This is a genomic window from Nocardia beijingensis NBRC 16342 (genome assembly GCF_001612785.1).
Taxonomy (GTDB): Bacteria; Actinomycetota; Actinomycetes; order Mycobacteriales; family Mycobacteriaceae; genus Nocardia; species Nocardia beijingensis.
On record NZ_BDBC01000008.1, the window covers coordinates 1 to 15,254 of the forward strand.

A 15,254-nucleotide genomic window follows, 5' to 3' on the forward strand; every position below is an offset into this window, starting at 1 on the left:
TGCGAATCTCGGTGGTGCGGCGGATGCGGCGGCGGGCGTTGGCACCGGTGTACAGGCTGGGCTCGGGGGTGCGGTTGATGCGTCGACCGGCCTGGGGACGAGCCTGGGAGGGGTTGTGGATGGTTCTGCGGGTGCCGCGACGGACTTGGCCGCCGGTCTCGGCGCTGGTCTCGGCGGCGCTGTGGGTGCGGCGGGTGATCTCGGTGCCGCAGCGGGTCTGGAAGGTGCGCTGAACGGCGCCGGTGAGGTGACCACCGGTTTGGACGCGGCGCTGGGAGGCGGTGCGCAGGCGGGCGCCGGTCTCGGCGCTGGAGCGTCCACCGGATTGCACGGGGCGGCCGACGCGGGTGCGCAGATCGGATCCGGTCTGGAGGCAGGCCTTGGCGGCGCGCTCGATGCCGGCGGGCAGGCGGCCACCGGGCTCACCGGCGGAATCGGCTCAGCGGCACAGGGTTCCGGTAACGCGGCCGCTGGGCTCGGAGGCAACTTCTCCTCCGCCGTCGGCGGCGCCGGAAACCTCGGAACACAGGCGACGGCGGGTCTGGAGACCGGGCTCGCGACGGGTCTCGGCGCGGCCGTGAACACCGGCGCGGAACTCGGCGGCGGACTGGACAGCTCACTGCACACCGGTGGGCAGGTCGGCGGGGGCTTGGAGAGCGGGCTCGGCGGGGCGTTCGATGCGGGGCTGCACGGTGCCAGCGGCCTGGAAACGGGCCTGTCCACCGGCGTGGGCGGCGCGGTACAGGCCGGTACGGGCCTCGGAACCGGGCTGACCGGTGCCATCGATGCCGGCGCCCAGGCGGGTTCGGGCCTGTCGGCCGGGCTCGACGCGGGAGCTCAGGCGGGAGCCGGGCTCGCTTCGGGCCTGTCGACCGGACTGGGCGCGGGTGCGGAAGCCGGTGCAGGACTCGGCTCCGGACTTTCCGCCGGAATCCATGGCGCGGCCGGTTCGGGTCTCGAGGCCGGTCTCGGCGCTGCTGGCAATGTTGGCGCGGGTCTGTCGAGTGGACTCGAAGGAGCGTCCAACGCGGGAGCGCATCTCGGTTCGGGCTTGGAAACCGGTCTGGGTGCCGCGGGCAACGTGGGTGCGGGTCTGTCGAGTGGTCTCGAGGGCGCGTCGAGTGCGGGAGCGCACTTCGGGTCGAGTTCGGCCGGCGGCGTCGGCTCGCACGCGAGTTCCGGCCTCTCCACCGGCATCCAGGGCGCGGCCGGTTCGGGTCTGGAAACCGGCCTCGGCGGCGCGGGCAATGTGGGTGCGGGTCTGTCGAGTGGTCTCGAAGGCGCGTCGAGTGCGGGAGCGCATCTCGGTTCGGGCTTGGACAGCGGCATCGGCTCGCACGCTACCTCCGGCCTGTCCTCGGGTCTCGACGCCACGGGCGGACTCGGCGGTGCGGCGCACTCGAGCGTGAGCGGCGCGGCCGACGCGGGCGCCGGACTGGCGGGCTCGGCCGGTGGCGCGGCGCACGGCGCGGTGGACACCGGCGCTGGTCTCGGCGGCAGTGTCGGCTCGACCGCGCACACCTGGTCCTCGTTGGACGTGTCGAGCGCGTTCGGTTCCGGCCTGGACAGCAGCGCGAGCGGCCAGACCGACGCGGGCCTGTTCGGCGAGAGCCACGCGGGCACGGAGTTCAGCGGTTCGGCGGGCGCCGAGCTGGGTGGCGATACATTCCTGCACTGACAGTTGCCCGGTACTACGGAAAGAGGTCCATACCGCGATGGGGACACCCGCGCCGAACGCCACTCCACCGGCGGTACCGCTGCTGTCGGTACTCGGTGAAACCATCGCGGCGGCGCGTGCCGCGGGCCGCAACGATCTGGTCGGCCGCCTGGAAGTGGCGGCCGACCGGGTCCGCGACCCGCGGCGGCGCATCGTCGTCGCCGGGCAGCTCGACCAGGGCAAGAGCCGTTTCGTCAACGCGCTGCTGAACCTGGACATCTGCCCGGTCGGCGACGACGCGACCACCGCGGTGCCGATGCTGCTCGCGCACGGTCCGGAGCCGCGAGCGGAGCTGGTGCTCGCGGCGCACGGCGACTCCAGCGGCGCGGAGACCAGGGTGGCGGTGCCGATCGCTGAGCTCGGCGCGATCGACCAGCGTGCCCCGATCGCGCAGGGGCGGCGGATCGTGCGCCTCGAGGTGCAGATCCCCAACGCACTGCTCGCCGACGGCATCGTGCTGGTCGACACTCCCGGCGTCGGCGGGCACGGCAACGCCCACGCGGCGGGCGTGCTCGGACTGGTGCCCGCCGCGGACGCGGTGCTGGTGCTCTCGGACGCATCGACCGAACTCACCGAACCCGAGCTGGCGTTCCTGCGACAGGTACGGGAACTGTGCCCGACGGTGGCGCTGCTGCTCACCAAGACCGACTTGTACCCGCACTGGCGCCAGGTGCACGAGGCCGATCTCGGCCATCTCGCGCGTGCCCGCCTGGACGTGCCGATGATCCCGGTGTCGTCGCTGCTGCGCAGCCACGCGATGCGGTTGCAGGACCCGCAGTTGGGTGTCGAATCCGGCTTCGGCGTGCTGTATACGTTCCTGCGCGATCAGGTGGTCGCGCGCGATCAGGTGGCCACCCGCACCGCCGTTGCCCGCGACATCCGGTCTGCCGCCGAGCATCTCGCGCTGGCTCTGGGCAGTGAACTGGTCGCGGTCCGCGATCCGGCGCAGGGCGCGGCGGCGGTGCGCGAACTGCAATCCGCCCGTTCCGCGGCGGAGGAACTGCACCGAAGGACCGCCGCCTGGCAGCAGACGCTCGCCGACGGCATCACCGACCTGGCCGGGGACGTCGATCACGACCTGCGCGATCGCCTGCGCAATCTGGCGCGCACCACCGAGGAATGGATCGACGAGCACGATCCGGGCAGGCACTGGGACCGCATCGCCGAACACCTCACCAGCACCGTGGACACCGCGCTCGGCGACAACCTGCTGTGGACCCACGCGCGCGCGATCCAGCTCGCCGAGCGCGTCGCCGAGCACTTCGCCGAACTGGGCGCCGTCGACCTGCCGGACGTGCGTCCCGGCGTCGGCGCCGACACCGGCCGCGCCGTCACCGGCACGCTCGCCGATCTGGAACCCGACATCGGTTTCGGCAGCAAACTGCTCGTCGGCATGCGCGGCTCCTACGGCGGCGTGCTCATGGTCGGGTTGGCCACCACTTTCGCCGGGCTCGCCATGCTCAACCCGATCTCGATCGGCGCGGGATTGATCGTGGGCGGCAAGGCCTTCCGGGACGACAAGCAGGCCAGGCTGGCCAAGCGGCGCAACGAAGCGAAGGCGGCGGTGCGCCGTTTCGTCGACGATGTGGCGTTCCAGGCGGGCAAGGAGTCGAAGGATCGGCTGCACCGGATCCACCGCGCGCTGCGCGACCACTACGCCGGCGTCGCCGAACGCAGTCTGCGCTCGATCGACGAGTCGCTGCGGGCCGCGCAGGAGGCGGCGAACATGGTCGCCACCCGCCGCGCCGAGCGCGGTGCGCAACTGGAACAGCAGCTGCGCGTGGTCGCCGAACTGCGCCGCTACGCCGATGCCATGCAGACCGCACTACCGATGGGACCCGCCGGTACGGTAACCCCGTGAGACGTGATGGTGGCGCGGTGCCGGGAATCGTCGCCGAGGCGCATCGGCTGGTCGGGGCGGCGCAGGCAGCGTTCGCGGGGGAGCCGCGGCCGCGCGCCCTGCTGGCCGACTGCGCCCGCCGATTGGATCAGCCGCTGCGGGTCGCGCTCGCCGGTTCGATCAAGGCGGGCAAATCCACCCTGCTGAATTCGCTTGTCGGACAGGACATCGCTCCCACCGACGCGACCGAGTGCACCAGGGTGGTCACCTGGTACCGGTACGGCTCCACACCCAGTGTGACCGCGTACGCCCCCGACGGCGCCCGCGCGCACGTGGTGGTCCGCCGCGGCAGCGGGACGCACGGGCTGACCTTCGACCTGGACCGGCTGAACTGGAACACTCCGGCCCCGCGCGAGGTCGACCATCTCGAAGTCGAGTGGCCCGCCGCGACGCTCGCGCACACCACCATCATCGACACTCCCGGCACCTCGTCGCTGTCGCGCGAGGTGTCGCGGCGCACCGCGCGCCTGCTGACCCCCGGCGCGGACGAGGAGCGGTCCGAGCAGGGTGTCGCCATCCCCGGCGCGGACGCGGTGGTCTATCTGCTGCGCCGGTTGGACGCCACGGACGTGCAGTTCCTCGAGCGCGTCGGCGCCGGAACCGCCGCCAACGGCGGGCCGGGCGCGCCGGGTCCGCTCGGCATCGTCGGGGTGGTCTCGCGGGCCGACGAGATCGGGGCGGGCCGGATCGATGCGCTGCACTCGGCGCGTGACGTGGCCGCGCGTTTCGCCGGGGAATTGGAACGGACGGGTCTGTGCCAGGCCGTGATCCCGGTCGCCGGGCTGCTCGCGTTCGCCGCGGCGACGCTGCGTCAGCAGGAGTTCGCGGCTTTCGAGACGCTGGCGCGGGTCCCGGTCGACGACCTGACCGCCGCGTTGCTCTCGGCGGACCGTTTCGCGCGCGCCGACGTGCCGCTTCCGGTGGCGCCGGAACTGCGCGCCCAGCTCGCCGAGCGTTTCGGGTTGTTCGGCATCCGGATGGCGGTGACGCTGATCCGGCTCGGGGTGCGCGACTCGGCCACCCTTGCCGCCGAGTTGGCAGGCCGCAGCGGCGTGGACGAACTGCGCTCGGTGCTCGACGTGCAGTTCGGTCAGCGCGCCGATCAGCTCAAAGCGCATTCCGCGTTGACCGCGCTGGCCAGGGTGCTGACCGCCTATCGGGGCACCCAGGCCGATCGCCTGCTGCCCAGGGTGCGCACCTTGCTCGCGGACGTGCACGGTTTCGCCGAGCTGCGCCTGCTCGGCCGCCTGCGCACCGACGAGCTGACGTTGCCCCCGGATGATCTCGCCGAGCTGCACCGCCTGATCGGCGGCTCCGGGATCGCACCGCATCTGCGCCTCGGTCTCCCGGTCGACGCTCCGGTGCCCGCTCAGCGCGCCCAGGCGATGGCCGCGGTCCGCAAATGGCGCGCGCGGGCACGTCACCCGCTCGCCGACCAGTTCACCGCCACGGCGTGCCTGACCGCCGCTCGCAGTGCGGAAGGCACGTTGAGCGTGCTGCCGGAATGACCCGGTGGTGAACATCGCATCCCGAGCGCCGTGACCTGCGGCGACGGGCGCATTCCTCCTGCCGTCGGCGGTGTAGTCGCCGTGGGGCCGGGTATGCGCCCTGGTAGCGAGAGGAGGTAACGATGAGCCAAGAGGACGTCGTACACGAATTGCTCGTCCGTGCGGGCACGGGATATGCCGAGGAAGCGGGTATCACGCTCGACGACAAACCGGCCGCGCTATTCCAGTTGCTCATGCTTTCCCAGCTGCTCAGCACCCGTATCTCCGCGGAGATCGCCATCGGTGCGACGCGAGAGCTGATCAGCAGCGGCTACCGGACGCCGCACCGGGTCGCGGACGCGCAGTGGCAGGAGTTGGTCGACGCGCTGGGGCGGGGCAACTATCGCCGGTACGACGAGAGCACCGCGACGCGCCTGCATCACAACGCCTTGCGCTTGCTCGATCGCTACCACGGTGACCTGCGGGAACTGGCGAAGAAGGCGGATAACGACCCGCAGCGCGCCGCGGAACTGCTGCAAGAGTTCGACGGGATCGGCCCGACCGGAGCCCATATCTTCCTGCGCGAGATCCAGGACATCTGGACCTGGGTCCGGCCGCACTTCGACGAACGCGCGCTGCGCGGCGCCAAGCGCGTCCAGTTGCCGGAGGACCCCGACCGGCTGGCGCGTCTCGCGCCGGATCACCACACCGCCGAACTCGCCGCGGCGCTGGTGCGGGTGACGCTGGACGAGAAGATCGCCGACGAGGTCTTGGCCGCCGCGCCCTGATCGAGCGCGCTCAGCTGGGGACGGCCCCCGCACCGCGCGGGTCGATCAGGATCTTCGCGTGCCGCTCCGGGTTGCCGAGCGCGGTGAAGGCGTCCGCGACGCCGTCCAGCCCGACGGTCCCGGTGATCAACGGGCTCGGGTCGACCTTTCCCTCGGCGAGCATGTGCAGGGTGTCGCGGAACTCGCCGGGGTCGTAGCCGAGCACGAACCGCAGTTCGATCTCCTTGTTGATCGCCATGGCGGGACGGAAACGGTCGGTCTCCATGCAGACCCCGACCACAACCACGCGCGACAGCGGGGGCGCGGCCGCGAGGATCTGGTCGATGATCCCCGGCACGCCAACGCATTCGAAGATGACCGGACCGGCGGGTCCCACGTTCACCGTGTGGGCCAGGCGGAAGACATACCACCACGGCAGATTCGGCACCCGCCGCAAGCGCTCCATGGTGTCGAACCCGAGTGCGAGGATGTCGGTGACGCCGTTGATCCGTCCCTTCTTCGGTGCGGCGCTCCAGGGTGATTCGGTCGCCGGATCCACCACGACGTCGGCGCCGCAGGCCGTGGCCAGTTCCCGTCGGCGCGTGGAGAAGTCGCTGGCCACCACGGTGCGCACGCCCGCGGCTTTCAGCATGCTGATCACCGCGAGGCCGATCGGCCCGCAACCGATGACGAAGGCGGTCTGCCCCTTGCCGACCCGGCCCCTGCGCACCGCGTGCCAGGCCACCGCCATCGGCTCGGTCAACGCGGCGTGTTCGGCGGACAACCCGTTGGGCACCGGCATGGTCATCGATTCCTGGACCACCACCTGTTCGGCGTAACCGCCGGGCGCGGCGGTCGACAGCCCGACCAAGTGGGGCCTGCCGTCGTGTCGCACGATCGGCAGAGCCACCACCGGTGTCCCCACCTTCCACCTCTTCCGGCAGTCCGGCCCGTATTCGACCACGGTGCCGCTGAATTCGTGGCCGAGCACCACGCTCTGATCCGAACGCATGAAGTGGTCGTAGCCCGTGGCCACGGCCAGGTCGGCCAGTTCGTCGGCGTGGGTGCGGGCATGCAGGTCGGAGCCGCAGATACCGCAGCGCGCCACGTCGATCAGCAGCTGACCCGCACCGGGCCGTGGTGCCGGAAGCTCCGCGACCTCGAATTCGGCGGCGGTGACGACGGCGGCCCTCATGGCGACTCCTCGGATCGACGGCGCACGGCTGGAGTCACCCTACTGCGGCGACGCTCCCGGTCGCATGCTCTCAGCGACGCCGCCCACCGCCCAGATATGTGGCGCGGATCACATCGATGTACCGCCTTCCGGGAATTAAACGCGGTGGTCGCCCGTTGAGCTATTCGACAAGATTGAGTGTGCAAGGCTCAAGTTTCGGTTGACTCCGAGAGTCCTGCGGGGCAGGATTGAGCCGACCACGCTCAGTGTTGCTGGGGCCGTGCTCCGTGAGGTGCTAGGGGCGAGGTCTCGTGGCGTCCGGCAGCGGGCGCCCAGGGCGGTTTTCGCCCGGCACCGACACACATTGGTACGTCAACTAGGAGGAACCACCATGGCTCGTGCGGTCGGAATCGACCTCGGGACCACGAACTCGGTCGTCGCCGTTCTCGAAGGCGGTGAGCCGGTCGTCGTCGCCAACTCGGAAGGATCGCGCACCACCCCGTCGATCGTCGCGTTCGCGAAGAACGGCGAGGTACTGGTCGGCCAGCCGGCCAAGAACCAGGCCGTCACCAACGTCGACCGCACCATTCGCTCCGTCAAGCGGCACATCGGCACGGACTGGACCGTCGAGATCGACGGCAAGAAGTACACGCCGCAGGAGATCAGCGCGCGCACGCTGATGAAGCTGAAGCGCGACGCGGAGTCCTACCTCGGTGAGGAGATCACCGACGCGGTCATCACCGTGCCCGCCTACTTCGAGGACGCCCAGCGGCAGGCCACGAAGGAAGCGGGTCAGATCGCGGGACTGAACGTCCTGCGCATCGTCAACGAGCCCACCGCGGCGGCGCTGGCCTACGGCCTGGACAAGGGCGACAAGGAACAGACCATCCTGGTCTTCGACCTCGGTGGCGGCACCTTCGACGTCTCGCTGCTGGAAATCGGCGAGGGCGTCGTCGAGGTCCGCGCCACCTCCGGCGACAACCACCTCGGTGGCGACGACTGGGACGAGCGGGTCGTGCAGTGGCTGGTCGACAAGTTCAAGGCCAGCTCTGGCATCGACCTGACCAAGGACAAGATGGCCATGCAGCGGCTGCGTGAGGCCGCCGAGAAGGCCAAGATCGAGCTGAGCTCCTCGCAGAGCACCTCGATCAACCTGCCCTACATCACCGTCGACGCGGACAAGAACCCGCTGTTCCTCGACGAGCAGCTGACCCGCGCCGAGTTTCAGAAGATCACCTCGGACCTGCTCGACCGCACCCGCGCGCCGTTCCAGTCCGTGATCAAGGACGCGGGCATCAAGGTGTCCGACATCGACCACGTGGTGCTCGTCGGCGGTTCCACCCGTATGCCCGCGGTCTCCGACCTGGTCAAGGAACTGACCGGCGGCAAGGAGCCCAACAAGGGCGTGAACCCGGACGAGGTCGTCGCCGTCGGCGCCGCCCTGCAGGCCGGTGTGCTCAAGGGTGAGGTCAAGGACGTCCTGCTGCTCGACGTGACCCCGCTGTCGCTGGGCATCGAGACCAAGGGCGGCGTGATGACCAAGCTCATCGAGCGCAACACCACCATCCCGACCAAGCGCTCGGAGACCTTCACCACGGCCGACGACAACCAGCCGTCGGTGCAGATCCAGGTGTTCCAGGGTGAGCGCGAGATCGCCTCGCACAACAAGCTGCTCGGCTCCTTCGAGCTGACCGGCATCCCGCCGGCCCCGCGCGGCGTGCCGCAGATCGAGGTCACCTTCGACATCGACGCCAACGGCATCGTGCACGTCACCGCGAAGGACAAGGGCACCGGCAAGGAGAACACGATCAAGATCCAGGACGGCTCGGGTCTGTCCAAGGAGGAGATCGATCGGATGATCAAGGACGCCGAGGCGCACGCGGCCGAGGACAAGGCGCGTCGCGAGGAGGCGGAGACCCGCAACCAGGCGGAGTCGCTGGTCCACCAGACCGAGAAGTTCATCAAGGAGAACGAGGACAAGGTCCCCGCGGACGTCAAGACCAAGGTCGAGGCGGCCATCGCCGAGGCGAACGAGGCGCTGAAGGGCACCGACATCGCCGCGGTCAAGGCGGCGGTGGAGAAGCTGGCGACCGAGTCGCAGGCGCTCGGCCAGGCCATCTACGAGGCCTCCGCGGCGGACGCCGCCGCGCAGGGCGACGGCGCGTCCAGCGCCGCGTCGGATGACCAGGTCGTGGACGCCGAGGTCGTGGACGAGCCGGTCGACACGGAGAAGAAGTGACCGAGGCCAACTCCGAGAAGGAGCCGATCACCTTCGTCGACAACCGGAAGATCGATCCGGAGACCGGTGACGTCAAGCAGCAGGCCGAGGACAACGGCGCCGCGGCCGCGCAGGCCCCGCAGGTGGACGAGGGCGTGGAAACCGACAACGGCGACGCCCTCGCCGACACCATCAGCGGCGAGCTCGCCGAGCGCACCGCCGACCTGCAGCGGCTGACCGCGGAGTACGCCAACTACCGGCGCCGGGTCGAGCGCGACCGCAAGGCCGCGATCGATGCCGCCAAGGCGTCGGTGGTCACCGAACTGCTCGGCGTGCTCGACGACCTCGACCGCGCGCGGGCGCACGGTGACCTGGAGTCCGGCCCGCTGAAGTCGGTGGCCGACAAGCTGTCGGCCGCGCTGCTCAAGCAGGGTCTCGAGGAGTTCGGTTCGGAGGGTGAGCCTTTCGACCCGACCCTGCACGAGGCCGTGCAGCACGAGGGCTCCGGCCACGACCCGGTGATCGGCATTGTGATGCGCAAGGGCTATCGCTTCGGCGATAGGGTGCTTCGGCACGCGCTCGTCGGGGTAACCGACGGCGTGGCCGACATGACGGAAAACGCTGTTCAACCGACTGAAGAGGCATCGGATGTTGATGCCGGCGCGAACGAACAATAAGGACGCGAGAGGAGGAGATGCTCGGTGAGCCAACGGGAGTGGATCGAAAAGGACTTCTACAAGGAGCTGGGTGTTTCCTCCAGCGCCTCGCAGGACGAGATCAAGAAGGCCTATCGCAAGCTCGCCCGCGACTTGCATCCGGACGCCAACCCCGGTGACACCAAAGCCGAGGAGCGGTTCAAGGCCGTCAGCGAGGCGCACGCCGTCCTGTCGGATCCGGCCAAGCGCAAGGAGTACGACGACACCCGCAAGCTCTTCGCGGGTGGCGGCTACGGTCGCGGCGGGTTCGGGTCCGGCGCGGGCGGCGGCTTCTCGCAGGAGTTCAACCTCGGGGACATCTTCGGCGGCGCCGCGGGTGCCGCCGAAGGTGGCCTCGGCGACCTGCTCGGCGGTCTGTTCAACCGCGGCGGCGGCACGCGGACCTCGAGCCGCCCCCGCCGCGGCGCCGACGTCGAGACCGAGACGACGCTCGGCTTCCGGGAGGCGGCTCAGGGCGTCACGGTTCCGCTGCGGATGACCAGCCCGTCGCCGTGCACCACGTGTCACGGCAGCGGCGCGAAACCGGGCACGAGTCCGCGAGTCTGCCCGATCTGCAACGGCACCGGCATCGTCAGCCGCAACCAGGGCGCGTTCGGCTTCAGCGAGCCCTGCGACGAGTGCCGGGGCAGCGGGTCGATCATCGACGATCCGTGCCTCGACTGCCATGGCAGCGGCATCCAGAACCGCACGCGCACCATCACGGTGCGGATTCCTCCCGGAGTCGGTGACGGGCAACGGATCCGGCTGGCCGGTCAGGGCGAGGCGGGACTGCGCGGGGCGCCGTCGGGCGACCTGTATGTCACCGTCCACGTCAGCCAGGACAAGGTCTTCGGCCGCAACGGCGACGATCTGACCCTGGTGCTTCCGGTCAGTTACAGCGAATTGGTCCTCGGCACCACGGTGTCGGTGCCGACGCTGGACGGCCGGGTCGGCGTCAAGGTGCCTCCCGGCACCGCGGACGGCCGCACCCTGCGGGTACGCGGCCGCGGCGTGCCCAAGCGCGGCGGTGGCGCGGGCGACCTGCTGGTCACGGTGAAGGTCGCCGTGCCGCAGAATCTGGACGACAACGCCATCGAAGCGCTGAAGCGCTATCAGGAGGCGGAGCGGGCGGGCGGCTTCGATCCACGTGCGGGATGGGCAGGTGCGTGATGTCCTCGGAACCGAAGAACGCGTCCGGCGGGTCGCGGGCCGAGTTCTTCATGATCTCGGTGGCGGCCCAGCTGGCCGGCATGCACGCGCAGACGCTGCGCACGTATGACCGTCTCGGACTGGTCACGCCGCAACGTACTTCGGGCGGCGGTCGGCGCTACTCGGCCCGGGACGTGGAGCTGCTGCGCGAGGTGCAGCGGCTGTCCCAGGACGAGGGCGTCAACCTGGCGGGCATCAAGCGCATCATCGAACTGACCAATCAAGTGGAGGAGCTGCGCCAGCAGGTCGCGGAACTGTCGGCCGAGCTGGAGCGGACGCGGGCGGCCTACCGTGCGGATCTCGTTCCGCAGCAGCGCAGTACCGCGCTGGTCGTCTGGCAGCCGCGGCACCGTCGCGAAGACGGTCAGCGCAGACGATAACCGCAACGACGACGGCCCCGGCCTCGGTCGCACCTCGCGATCCGGCGCCGGGGCCGTTGTCGTCTGCGGGCACTGTCACCAATATTTGCTGAAAGTAAACCAAACCATGTTCAGTAGAAGTGTCCCGGCGTAGGTGATTTCGTTGTCGAATCAACTGGGAATTTATGCCATAGAGTTGTTTATGCAACCGGAGCGGTTTGCCCGATTCGATCGACTTGTGCCAGCCGAGATGTTGCCCCGAAGTCGCTAGAACAGACCAGTCGGGACGTAATTTCGCAAGCGTCCCTTATCTATTCGGGGTGCGGACGACCAATTTCCGGTGGAATCTCCGGTCTTTCAGTCGGTTTCTCTGGCGTGTCTCCCTGGATATCCTCGTTTCGACGAAATTCCGAGCGGGATGTTCCTTCGAAAGATTCCGTTGCTGGCAAACCTCGCCTACACTCCTTCCCATCGGCTGCTGTCGAGTGGCCCCGCAGCATCTCACTCGCCGGCATGGTTCGTGAACGAGTGCGAAATGGGGTTGTGATACCGATGGATTCACGCGCTGTCGCTTTGATCAGAACAACTTTCAAGGCGGTTGCTGCGGAGGATGGGGGGCCGGAGAAACTGGCGAGATCGTTCTACGCGATCTTGTTCACCGACTACCCGCACGTCCGCGATTTCTTCCCCGCCGCGATGGACCTCCAGCGCGACCGGCTGGTCAAGGCGATCTCCTACACGCTGGACCGGTTGGAGGAGCCCGACAAGCTGCTGCCCTTCCTGGCCCAGCTCGGTAGAGACCACCGCAAGTACGGCGTGCAGCCCGCGCACTATGCCGCCGTCTCCACCGCGCTGAAGACCGCCGTGAAGGTGTTCGCGGGCACCGAGATGTGGACCGACGAGGTGGACCGGGCCTGGGACGAGGGCCTGAAGATCATCTCCGACACCATGATCGGCGCCGCGGAGAAGGAGACCACCCCGTCGGCGTGGACCGGCACGGTGATCGAGCGCCGGGAGGTGCTGCGCAACCTGGTCGTCGTCCGGCTGCAACTGGATCAGCCGATGCACTACGCCGCGGGCCAGTACCTGAGCGTGCAGATCCCGTCGCGGCCGCGCATGTGGCGGTATCTCTCGCCCGCCGTGCCCGCGAACGCCAACGGTGAGATCGAGTTCCACGTCCGCAGCGTGCTCGGCGGCTGGGTCAGCTCCGCCATCGTCGGCCAGACCGCCGTCGGCGACCAGTGGCTGCTCGGCTCACCGCTGGGCGGCCTCGGCGTTCCGCGCAACGTCAAACGCAAGATGCTGATGGTCGGCTGCGGCACCGGCATCGCGCCGCTGCGTGCGCAGCTGATGGCGATGGCGATGCGGCGGACCAACCCGAAGGTGCATCTGTTCGTCGGCGGCCACCATCCATGCGACCTCTACGACCTGGAGACCTTGAGCAAGCTGGCCGTGGCCAACCGCTGGCTCACCGTCACGCCGGTGAGCGAGCACGACGAAAACCCCTGGTGGTACACCGAACCCGAGGAGCCGCGCACCACCTGGCCCGGCCTGGAGCCCCGGGTGACGGGCCAGATCGGCAAGGTCGTTGCGAGTTTCGGCGCCTGGTCCGACCGCGATGTGCAGATCGCCGGTTCACCCTCGATGGTGCAGACCACCAAGTTCCGCCTCATGGCCGCGGGAACGCTCGCCAAGAACATCCGCCACGACCCGTTGTATTGATCAGAGCCCCTCGAATTGGATTCGTTCCGGCGGGGTTCCGGTTTCGAGGAGGCGGTCGACGGTGGTTTGGACCATGGCGGGGGAGCCGCAGACCAGGACTTGGTGTTCGACGAAGGCGCCGTGGGAACCGAGGACGTCGGCGAGGGTGCCGTAGAGCAGGTCGTCGGGTGCGAAGCCGATGTCGACGCGGGACTGCTCGTACCACTCGTCGACCCAGTTCGGGTCGTTCGGGTTCTCCACCACCGGAATCACCGTGAGCCAGGGCAATTCGGCGGCCAGCAGGTAGAGCATGTCCGAGGCGTACAGGTCGCGGGGTGAGCGCCCGCCCACGAACAGGTAGGTGGGCGGCGGCGACGGCTTGCGGGCCAGCTCGAGGATCTGGGCGCGCATGGGCGCCAATCCCGTGCCGCCCGCGATCATCACCACCTCGTCGCCGTCGGGGTCGACCCAGAACCCACCGGCAGGAGCGCCGATCCGCCACTCGTCGCCGGGCTGGGTGTCGGCGACGATCGCGCCGCTGCACCAGCCGCCCGGCACCGTGCGCACGTGGAACTCCAGCTTGCCGTCCAGTGACGGCGGCAGCGCGGGGGACAGCCTGCGGCGCACGCCGGGATGCTGCGGCACCCGCACCTCGACCGACTGTCCGGCGGCGAACGGCACGAACTCACCGATCAGGCGGATCACCGCGAGATCGTGTCGCAGGCGATGGTGACCGACCACGGTCGAAGTCCACTCCGGCGCCTGATGACCGTTACCGAGCATGCTCGGATCCCCCAACGGGGCCTCCTTCTTCTACACAGGGTCGCAGCTGATGTTCTGCTCCGGCGTGCCGACCGCGATGAGCGCGCGCCGGGTGTCGGCGATCATCCTGGCCGACCCGGCGATCTGGATCTGCCGGTCGGCCCACGCGCCGAAGCTCGCGACCACGGCGCCAAGGTTACCGATCAGGCGCCGGTGCATCCCGTACGGTGCGTCCTGCGGCGGATGCGGATACCACCACGGATTGGTCTTCTGCTCGCATACCGGGACGATGGTGAGCCACGGATTGCTCTGCGAGAGCTGCCACATGTTCTCCACGTCGTAGAGGTCGCAGGGATAGCGGCCGCCGATGAAGAAGTGCACCCTCGGGTTGATGCCGCGCTGGCCCATCTCGATCAGCTGGGCGCGCAGCGGGGCGATGCCGGTGCCCGCGCCGATCATGAGCACGTCGCGGCCGCTGTCCCGGTCGACGTGCAGTCCGCCGAGCGGGCCCGCGATCCGCCAGCGGTCGCCCACCCTGGTCTCGTTGACGATCGCGGGGCTCACCCAGCCGCCGCGGATCTTGCGCACGTGGAACTCGATCTCGCCGTACGGGTTGGACGGGATGGCCGGGGAGAAATACCGCCACATCTTGGGCCGCTGCGGAATGGTGACCGGCACGTACTGCCCGGCCTGGTAGGGCACCGGCCCGTCGGACTGCAACCGCACGATGGCCAGGTCATCCAGCACGCGGCGATGACCGACCACGGTGGCCTCCCACACCGGCTGCGACTTGTCGGAGTTGGCGCCGATGGCCATGGACGCGGAGATCAGGATGGTGATGTCGCGCCAGCCCTCTTCCAGACTCCGGTCCCAGGCCACGCCGTTGTAGACGCGGAACGCCGCCAGCAGCGCGCGGCCCGCCATGTCGTAGTGCGCGGCCTCCACGCCGTACTTGCGGTGGTCGCGAGCGAGTTGCTCCAGGAACTTCTGCGCCCGATCCCAGTCCTCCAGGTGATCGAGGACGTACTGGATGGCCGTGGCGATGCGTTTGGCCTGCATCTCCATGGCGGGTGGGAACAACTCGCGCAACCGTGGGTTCTCGGCGAACAAATGTCCGTAGAACGCACTGACCAACCGCTCGGGTCCATTCGGCGACTCGATCACCGAACGAAAATTGGCGCGGACCAGCGCAGCCGAACGCGCATCCACGACGTGGAGCTTCCTTTCCCTCAGTTCTGCCCGGGGACATACCCGTTACCGGCGGT

Annotated in this window: 13 protein-coding genes; 10 read left to right on the plus strand and 3 right to left on the minus strand. The window is 69.3% G+C overall.

Annotated elements, in window-relative coordinates:
* The 5 genes from NB3_RS34790 to NB3_RS03925 all read left to right on the plus strand — a co-directional run.
* On the plus strand, positions 1-233 hold a 233-nt coding region (locus tag NB3_RS34790), incomplete at its 5' end, for a hypothetical protein (protein WP_218020522.1).
* A gap of 14 nt (positions 234-247) precedes the next feature.
* Entirely contained in the window at positions 248-1,678 is a 1,431-nt protein-coding gene (locus NB3_RS03910; protein ID WP_157111503.1) for a hypothetical protein, read from the plus strand.
* A gap of 37 nt (positions 1,679-1,715) precedes the next feature.
* Positions 1,716-3,578, plus strand: a complete 1,863-nt coding sequence (locus tag NB3_RS03915) for a dynamin family protein (RefSeq protein WP_067796627.1) — start codon at positions 1,716-1,718, stop codon at positions 3,576-3,578.
* Positions 3,575-5,125, plus strand: coding sequence for a dynamin family protein (locus tag NB3_RS03920; RefSeq protein ID WP_244891759.1), 1,551 nt, complete (start codon positions 3,575-3,577; stop codon positions 5,123-5,125). Before NB3_RS03915 ends, NB3_RS03920 begins: the two co-directional genes overlap by 4 nt.
* A 122-nt stretch (positions 5,126-5,247) precedes the next feature.
* A complete protein-coding gene (locus NB3_RS03925) occupies positions 5,248-5,892 on the plus strand; it encodes an HhH-GDP family DNA glycosylase (RefSeq protein WP_067796630.1) in 645 nt (214 codons plus the stop codon).
* A gap of 10 nt (positions 5,893-5,902) precedes the next feature.
* Here NB3_RS03925 and NB3_RS03930 read toward each other — a convergent pair whose 3' ends face one another.
* The gene (locus NB3_RS03930; RefSeq protein WP_067796632.1) at positions 5,903-7,066 is read right to left on the minus strand and encodes a zinc-binding dehydrogenase; all 1,164 of its coding nucleotides are present in this window, start codon (positions 7,064-7,066) and stop codon (positions 5,903-5,905) included.
* Between the two features lie 370 nt (positions 7,067-7,436).
* Here NB3_RS03930 and dnaK point away from each other — a divergent pair, with 370 nt between their 5' ends.
* From dnaK to NB3_RS03955, 5 genes are all read left to right on the plus strand, one after another.
* Positions 7,437-9,284 carry a molecular chaperone DnaK gene (gene dnaK / locus NB3_RS03935; protein WP_067796635.1) on the plus strand — a complete coding sequence of 616 codons (1,848 nt, stop codon included), beginning with the start codon at positions 7,437-7,439 and terminating at the stop codon, positions 9,282-9,284.
* Positions 9,281-9,940 carry a nucleotide exchange factor GrpE gene (gene grpE / locus NB3_RS03940; RefSeq protein ID WP_067796638.1) on the plus strand — a complete coding sequence of 220 codons (660 nt, stop codon included), beginning with the start codon at positions 9,281-9,283 and terminating at the stop codon, positions 9,938-9,940. The genes dnaK and grpE overlap by 4 nt, the downstream gene beginning before the upstream one ends.
* Before the next feature lie 24 nt (positions 9,941-9,964).
* The gene (gene dnaJ / locus NB3_RS03945; protein WP_067796641.1) at positions 9,965-11,128 is read left to right on the plus strand and encodes a molecular chaperone DnaJ; all 1,164 of its coding nucleotides are present in this window, start codon (positions 9,965-9,967) and stop codon (positions 11,126-11,128) included.
* Positions 11,128-11,547: a heat shock protein transcriptional repressor HspR gene (locus NB3_RS03950; protein ID WP_067796644.1), complete on the plus strand. Its 420-nt coding sequence runs from the start codon at positions 11,128-11,130 to the stop codon at positions 11,545-11,547. The genes dnaJ and NB3_RS03950 overlap by 1 nt, the downstream gene beginning before the upstream one ends.
* A 531-nt stretch (positions 11,548-12,078) precedes the next feature.
* Positions 12,079-13,248: an FAD-binding oxidoreductase gene (locus NB3_RS03955; protein ID WP_067796646.1), complete on the plus strand. Its 1,170-nt coding sequence runs from the start codon at positions 12,079-12,081 to the stop codon at positions 13,246-13,248.
* On the opposite strand, the gene NB3_RS03960 is transcribed toward NB3_RS03955, so the two are convergent.
* Both NB3_RS03960 and NB3_RS03965 read right to left on the minus strand, forming a co-directional pair.
* Positions 13,249-14,010, minus strand: coding sequence for an FAD-binding oxidoreductase (locus NB3_RS03960; protein WP_067796649.1), 762 nt, complete (start codon positions 14,008-14,010; stop codon positions 13,249-13,251).
* 30 nt (positions 14,011-14,040) lie between these two features.
* Positions 14,041-15,198: an FAD-binding oxidoreductase gene (locus tag NB3_RS03965; RefSeq protein ID WP_067796653.1), complete on the minus strand. Its 1,158-nt coding sequence runs from the start codon at positions 15,196-15,198 to the stop codon at positions 14,041-14,043.
* Between the last annotated feature and the right edge of the window lie 56 nt (positions 15,199-15,254).

Bases quoted from the DNA above. Each gene is read 5' to 3' on its own strand.
- NB3_RS03915 (WP_067796627.1), top strand. From the start codon at position 1,716: ATGGGGACACCCGCGCCGAACGCCACTCCACCGGCGGTACCGCTGCTG.
- NB3_RS03925 (WP_067796630.1), top strand. From the start codon at position 5,248: ATGAGCCAAGAGGACGTCGTACACGAATTGCTCGTCCGTGCGGGCACG.
- NB3_RS03930 (WP_067796632.1), bottom strand. From the start codon at position 7,066: ATGAGGGCCGCCGTCGTCACCGCCGCCGAATTCGAGGTCGCGGAGCTT.
- dnaK (WP_067796635.1), top strand. From the start codon at position 7,437: ATGGCTCGTGCGGTCGGAATCGACCTCGGGACCACGAACTCGGTCGTC.
- NB3_RS03950 (WP_067796644.1), top strand. From the start codon at position 11,128: ATGTCCTCGGAACCGAAGAACGCGTCCGGCGGGTCGCGGGCCGAGTTC.
- NB3_RS03955 (WP_067796646.1), top strand. From the start codon at position 12,079: ATGGATTCACGCGCTGTCGCTTTGATCAGAACAACTTTCAAGGCGGTT.
- NB3_RS03960 (WP_067796649.1), bottom strand. From the start codon at position 14,010: ATGCTCGGTAACGGTCATCAGGCGCCGGAGTGGACTTCGACCGTGGTC.